We start from the raw sequence: 6,000 nt of genomic DNA, 5'->3' as shown, positions 1-6,000 counted from the left end.
GTTCACGCTTCGGCAGGCTCCGCAGGTTGTCAGTTTCGCCGGCGCTGCCGCTCGCTTCTCTTTTTATTCCTAAGCCGCGTTCAGATTCAGTTTTAGATTCGGTATTTGAATTCTGTATGTGGCGCTCAGTTTGAGACTCATTGGCGTTCAGATTCTGTGATTTTACGAAGGATTCCAATACGTCACGGATCTGGGTCCAAAGATCATCGAGCTCGGCCGCCACCTCCTCGAGTACCTGGCGGGGGGCTGTCCTTGGAAGCCGGCTGATGATCGCCTGATACTCGACATGTACGGTCCCCCAGTTGCCGGGAACGCCTTCCTCGATGCCCGTTTCGATCATCTTTGCGATATCGCGGCGACATATGGTCAGCCGTTCTTTGACGACCTTGTAGGCCTTCTTCTCGGCGCGGACGGCCTCTGCAAGCTCCTTGAACTCCACAGCTCGGGCAACGATCGGTGACAAGTCAAAGCCATAGGCTTGCTCAATCTCGCCCCCCTGCCCCTTGCGGGCATAGCGCTTACCATTGGGGCTATCCCGTCGGACGACCAGCCCGCAATCGACCAGGTTCGCCAGATGCCGGCGCAGCGTCGCTGGCGACATCCCGTTGGCCCTGCCAATGAGCTGCTCATTGGACGGCCAGACGATGAGCGCACTGTCACCATAGAACGCTGTCTCCGGATGGAAGGACAGCAGGGCATCAAGGATGGCCAGAGCCCGATCGGTGGCGCCCAAGGCCATCCGGGCTTCCTTGATATCTCTAAAGACGTGCCATTTATGCACGGTGGCGCCTTCCGGCGCCGTCTGGGCAGTGACTTGACTGGCAATCATGCCAAGAGTCATCGACCGCCGCCCAAAGGGCGTCGTTACAGTATGGGTCTGCATTCTTCTTCACCTATCTCTAGGCAACAGAAATACGCTCGCCGAACCGACGCTCAGTGCCCGAAGGCCTTGACTGTGATTCCTGGAAATGCGATTCTCTTGATACCACTCTTGAGAAGGGCTTCCGGAATGTCGTTTCGGGGGCCTTTTTCTTTGCCCGGTTTCATGTGCTTCCGGTGCTAATTGTCAGCTGACAATTCACCAAAAGCGTTTGATATTCAGTGACTTGATCCTTTCGACTGTTTCTCTGTTCTGGCTTCCGCGCTGCCCGCAAACTCGTCAAGGAGAGCGGGAAGGCGTTGTTGGATGAAGCTTGCGAAGGCAGGGTTGTCTGAGACAAGGCGGACTTGGCGCCCCTTCTTTTCAACCCACGCAATTCGGTCGGGAGAGGCAAGCCGGCGCTTGGCCGTGCGCTGCTTTGATCCGACGGCCTGCAACGCCATGGCGAAACGCTGATCGCTGTCGCCGCTTTGAAAGTCAGATGACCCCAACACTTCGTCGAGCGCCTCGCGCGCGCCGGCGAGCTCGAGGCCTTTGACGAGCTGGAGCCATCTAGGGCGACCAACCTTGGGCGCGGAGCCAATGGCAACGATCAGGTCCTCGCCGAGCGCCTGGGCGACGGTGAGCAGGCGTGAAATCTCTGGCTTATCGACGCTGAGGGCGGCCGACAGCGTGTCGCGATCGAAACCGTGTGTTTCCATCTGCATCGCGAAGCGCGCGCGCTCGACAAAGGTCAAGTCCTCGCGCGGTCCATTCTCCTGCCCCTGCAGGATGACCATTTCCTGGTCGGACAGCTTGCGGACAATTGCCTTGAGCTTGAGCCCAAGCTCTTGAGCGACGCGCCAGCGCCGGTGGCCGGCGGCGATCTGGAAGCGCCCCTCTTCGGTGGGGTGCGGACGGGCGATAACTGGGATCTGCTGCCCGTTCTCGGCGATCGCCGCCTTGAGCTGTTGGAGCCGTCCATCGCTTGCCGATGAAATGCGATCAGAAACGATCGAGGCACTGAACAGCGCGGGATCAAGCTCCTGGGTCGTTTCTCGACTGGCCAGCTCTTCACGCAATACCTTTGCCTGTGCGGCCTCGGCCGACAGGCGATCGAGGCCAAGGCTCATTGCCTTGACGGCTCCCGAGGGCCGCGCCTGCGACGGAGATCCATCCTCCGGACGTCCCGGCTTGCCGGCGGCGACCAGACTTTGCAGAATGTCCCTGCCCCGACCGTCGGGCTTCTTCATTTGAGCGCCCTCCCCCATGCCTGATGGACCAGCTTCTCAATATCGCCGTTGACAGCATCCATCGATTCAAGCGCCCGGTCGTAGGTCTGGCGGTTCATCGATTCACGAGGTGCTTCGTAGACGGTCTGTTTGGAAAGGCCAGCGTCAGAAATGGCCGTAGACTTGACCATCATCGGCGTCAGCACGCGCTCCCCGAAAAGATTGCGCAGGAAAGCCACGATCTGGTTCTGCGGGCCGTCATTGGGTTCATGCCGAGTGACAAGGTATCGCATCCAGTCATAATTTAGGTTGCCACCATTATCGCGCACTACTGCCAGCAATTGCGAAGTCATGGCTAGGAACTGATTCATCGAGGCGACGTCGAGCATTTGCGGGTGAACGGTGATCAGGACGGCCGTTGCGGCGCACAGCGCCGACATGGTCAAAAAACCCAGCTGGGGCGGGCAGTCGATGACGACGACGTCGTAGTCGTCTGCCACGCTTTGTAGGGCACTGGCGACCCGCATGAAAAACAGGCCATCGTCGTCATGCGTGCCGCTCGACAAGACGCGAGGCGTGTCGTGCTCGAACTCGTGCAATTCGAGATTACCGGGCACTAGGTCGAGGCCAGCGAAATAGGTCTTGCGAACGATTTCGGAGAGCGGTCGGCGCTGTTCGTCGTATCGGATAGCGCCATAGAGCGTCATGTTATCGGCCACGTCGAATTCGGGCTGATAGCCGAACAGGGCCGACATCGATGCCTGAGGGTCGAGATCGACAGCGAGAACACGATGGCCGTGCAGGGCTAGATATTGCGCCAGATGGGTTGCCGTCGTGGTCTTGCCGGACCCACCCTTGAAGTTGGTGACGGCTATGACCTGCAGGTGCTCGCCCTGCCTGCGCCATGGAAGGTATGAGGTCTTGCCTTTGGTAAGGTGCTGCCGAAGGGCATGGACCTGTTCCAGGGAATAGCGGCGGCGCCCGGTGGTGGCCTTTTCAGGGATCGGGCCGGCTTCGTCCGTCGCCAGGTTTCTGATATAGCTTTCAGTCACGCCGATCAGTTTTGCGGTTTCGGCGGTTGAGAAGGTTCGAAGCTCTTTTTGAGCCTCAGGCGGAAACAGACGTTCCCGGAGGACCTGGAGCTGCGAGCCCAAAGCCTGAGAATCTTCCCAGATCGTTTCATCGAACGCTGGCCCGCCCTGGGGTCGGGAATTTGCAGCTACAACTGGCTTCATCGTGAAAGTCGCAAAATAGTGCCACTCTTATTAATTTCCGCAAATTGACCCGAGTCCTGTGAGCCGGTCAAGGAATATTGGGTTAATGGATTCCTAAGGCACTGGAAGTGCACGGCTAGAACTATGATTTCATTGTGCTTTTCTCTAATTGTCAGCTGACAACTACATGACCTAACGCTATATGCCGACTTAGTGGTTGCTACAAAAGACGCAACCGACGTCCCGGACCGCCCCCACAAGACGCCGCGAGAGCCGGCTGCCTCACTTCCCACGTGCCCGCAACGCAAGTGCAGCGACCACCGACTCGTTTGTTTGGTCAAGGTATGCGTATCAGCGCACCCCTGTCGCCTATCGGATTTGATAGGGTGCGGGAGGACACGGGCTGTGGTGCCTTTGCGAACAGGAACACAACGCAAGGCAGGACGATGGAAGTCATCGCTATTGGTCCACACGACCGCTCCCAAAACCCTTTGCTGGTGGAACAGATGCACCGTCTCCGCGCTCGCGTCTTTCGTGAACGCATGGGGTGGGATGTTGCCGTCGTTGATGGGCAGGAATCCGATCAGTTCGATGAGCTCAACCCAACCAGCATTCTAGTCGTCGACCGCGGTGTGGTCATTGGCCATACCCGCGTCTTGCCGGCGATGGGTCCGACAATGCTGTCAGAAGCCTTCAGCTTTCTGACTTCTAGCAGCGCCTTTGCCCCGCACTCGCGAATGCTGGAAACGTCGCGGTTCTGCGTCGATACCTCAACAGCGCGTTTGACCCCCGACGGCATCCATCTCGCTACCATGACTTTGATAGCCGGCATCCTAGAATGGGCAGCCCTCGGTGGTTATTCCGAGATTGTGACGGTCACCGATGTGCGGCTGGAGCGTATTTTGCGCCGGGTCGGTCTGCAGTTGCGCCGCTTGGGTGAGACCTCGCGGATCGGAAACACGATTGCCCTGGCCGGTATTGTGGCCGTGGACGCCCAGAGCATTCAACGGGTCCGACCGCGCCAATACAAATCCACCTTCACCAAGCTCAATCAAGCGGCCTAGTCTTCCCATGAGCCAAAGTCACTCATCAGCAGATCGCCTTGTGCGCAAGCTTCAGGACGCGCTTGGGCCGATCATTCGGACCGCGCTGGATGAGCCAAGTGTCGTCGAGATCATGCTCAATCCGGACGGCAAGCTGTTCATCGAGCGGATCGGGCAGGGGATCACCCTGGCGGGTGATCTGGACGCGCAGTCGGCAGAAACCATTATCGGTATCGTCGCTCACGCACTCCAAACCGAAGCAGACCAGGATCGTCCCATCATTTCAGGCGAACTGCCGATTGGCGGTCATCGCTTCGAAGGCTTGTTACCGCCGATCGTCGCCGAGCCATCGTTCTCGATCCGCAAGCGGGCGTCGATGTTGATCCCGCTCGCCGCCTACGTCCGCGAGGCAATCATGACCGCAGAGCAGGCCGAAATTATCTGCAATGCGGTGGAAGCCCGCATGAATATCGTCATCGCCGGTGGCACTGGTAGCGGCAAGACTACACTCGCCAACGCGATCATCACCGAGGTGGTCAATGCCGTGCCTGAGCATCGTGTGGTGATCCTGGAGGACACTGCAGAAATCCAGTGCTCAGCCCAGAACGCCGTGCTGCTCCACACCTCCGATGCCGCGGACATGGCACGGCTTTTGAAGTCCACTATGCGTTTGCGTCCTGATCGCATCATTGTCGGGGAAGTTCGCGACGGTGCGGCGCTAACGCTGCTCAAAGCCTGGAATACGGGCCATCCCGGTGGTGTCGCCACCATTCACGCCAATAGCGCGCGTTCTGCGCTGACGCGTCTGGAGCAGCTCGTCGCTGAAGTCAGCCAGATGCCGATGCGTGAGGTCATCGGCGAGGCGGTCGACCTCATCGTGGCAATTGAGCGCACGCCAAATGGACGACGCGTTTCCGACATCCTGCACATCGAAGGGTTCCGGAACGGCGCCTACCAAATCGAAAGTCATTCATCGAACAAGGAGCGGCTCAATGTCGCCTAGAGTTTTGCGGCTTGCAGCCGGCGCAGTCGTTCTTGCGTGCCTGTGCGCGCAGCCGGCCTTGGCCAGCGGGGGAGGGGGCCTGCCCTGGGAAGGGCCGCTGCAACAGATACAGGAGTCCATCACCGGTCCGGTCGCTGCCGCAATCGCGTTGGCGGCCGTCGCGATTGCCGGCGGCATGCTGATCTTCGGCGGCGAGCTGAACGATTTTGCCCGACGCCTTGTCTATGTGGTGCTTGTCGCCGGGATCCTGCTCGGCGCCACCCAAATTGTTGCTCTGTTTGGCTCAAGCGGCGCGTCGATCGGCGGTACTGCAAATAGTAGTTCACTCTTTGTTCAGGACCAGATTTATGGCTGAGGTCGGCAGTCGCCTCCAGCGAATACGGCTCCACCGCGCTTTATCGCGACCGAACATGCTCTTCGGTGCCGATCGTGAACTCGTCCTCGTGACCGGACTGTCAGCCGTCATCCTCATCTTTGTGGTCCTGACGCCTATTTCGGCCGTGTTCGGATTCGCGATGTGGATTGTTGTCGTCGGCCTGCTGCGGATGATGGGCAAGGCCGATCCTCTGATGCGCCAGGTCTATCTGCGACACATCCGCTTCCGCCGGGTGTACCGGCCGACAGCGTCGCCCTGGCGCCGGTACTAAGA

Annotated in this window: 7 protein-coding genes; 4 read left to right on the top strand and 3 right to left on the bottom strand. The window is 59.1% G+C overall.

The annotated features are described in order from the left end of the window. The 3 genes from repC to repA all read right to left on the bottom strand — a co-directional run. Nucleotides 1–883 (bottom strand): plasmid replication protein RepC (repC, locus tag BUA69_RS18050; protein WP_072866621.1); only part of this gene is annotated, 883 nt, incomplete at its 3' end. Between the two features lie 215 nt (nucleotides 884–1,098). Beyond that, on the bottom strand, nucleotides 1,099–2,112 hold the full coding sequence (gene repB / locus BUA69_RS18045) for a plasmid partitioning protein RepB (RefSeq protein WP_046133994.1): 1,014 nt from the start codon (nucleotides 2,110–2,112) through the stop codon (nucleotides 1,099–1,101). Beyond that, the gene (gene repA, locus BUA69_RS18040; RefSeq protein WP_035087738.1) at nucleotides 2,109–3,326 is read right to left on the bottom strand and encodes a plasmid partitioning protein RepA; all 1,218 of its coding nucleotides are present in this window, start codon (nucleotides 3,324–3,326) and stop codon (nucleotides 2,109–2,111) included. Before repA ends, repB begins: the two co-directional genes overlap by 4 nt. A gap of 425 nt (nucleotides 3,327–3,751) precedes the next feature. Here repA and BUA69_RS18035 point away from each other — a divergent pair, with 425 nt between their 5' ends. From BUA69_RS18035 to BUA69_RS18020, 4 genes are read left to right on the top strand one after another with little or no spacing between them, the layout of a single operon-like run. Further along, nucleotides 3,752–4,369 carry an acyl-homoserine-lactone synthase gene (locus tag BUA69_RS18035; protein WP_035087741.1) on the top strand — a complete coding sequence of 206 codons (618 nt, stop codon included), beginning with the start codon at nucleotides 3,752–3,754 and terminating at the stop codon, nucleotides 4,367–4,369. 7 nt (nucleotides 4,370–4,376) lie between these two features. After that, nucleotides 4,377–5,351: a P-type conjugative transfer ATPase TrbB gene (trbB, locus tag BUA69_RS18030; RefSeq protein ID WP_035087744.1), complete on the top strand. Its 975-nt coding sequence runs from the start codon at nucleotides 4,377–4,379 to the stop codon at nucleotides 5,349–5,351. Continuing rightward, nucleotides 5,341–5,706: a TrbC/VirB2 family protein gene (locus BUA69_RS18025; RefSeq protein WP_035087746.1), complete on the top strand. Its 366-nt coding sequence runs from the start codon at nucleotides 5,341–5,343 to the stop codon at nucleotides 5,704–5,706. The genes trbB and BUA69_RS18025 overlap by 11 nt, the downstream gene beginning before the upstream one ends. Beyond that, nucleotides 5,699–5,998 (top strand): conjugal transfer protein TrbD, encoded by a 300-nt coding sequence (locus tag BUA69_RS18020; protein ID WP_046133974.1) that lies wholly within the window; start codon nucleotides 5,699–5,701, stop codon nucleotides 5,996–5,998. Before BUA69_RS18025 ends, BUA69_RS18020 begins: the two co-directional genes overlap by 8 nt. Nucleotides 5,999–6,000: the final 2 nt, after the last annotated feature.

This window comes from Devosia limi DSM 17137 (assembly GCF_900128975.1).
GTDB lineage: Bacteria > Pseudomonadota > Alphaproteobacteria > Rhizobiales > Devosiaceae > Devosia > Devosia limi.
Note: the sequence above shows the minus strand (reverse complement) of the source record. Positions and strands in the feature narration are given on the sequence as shown.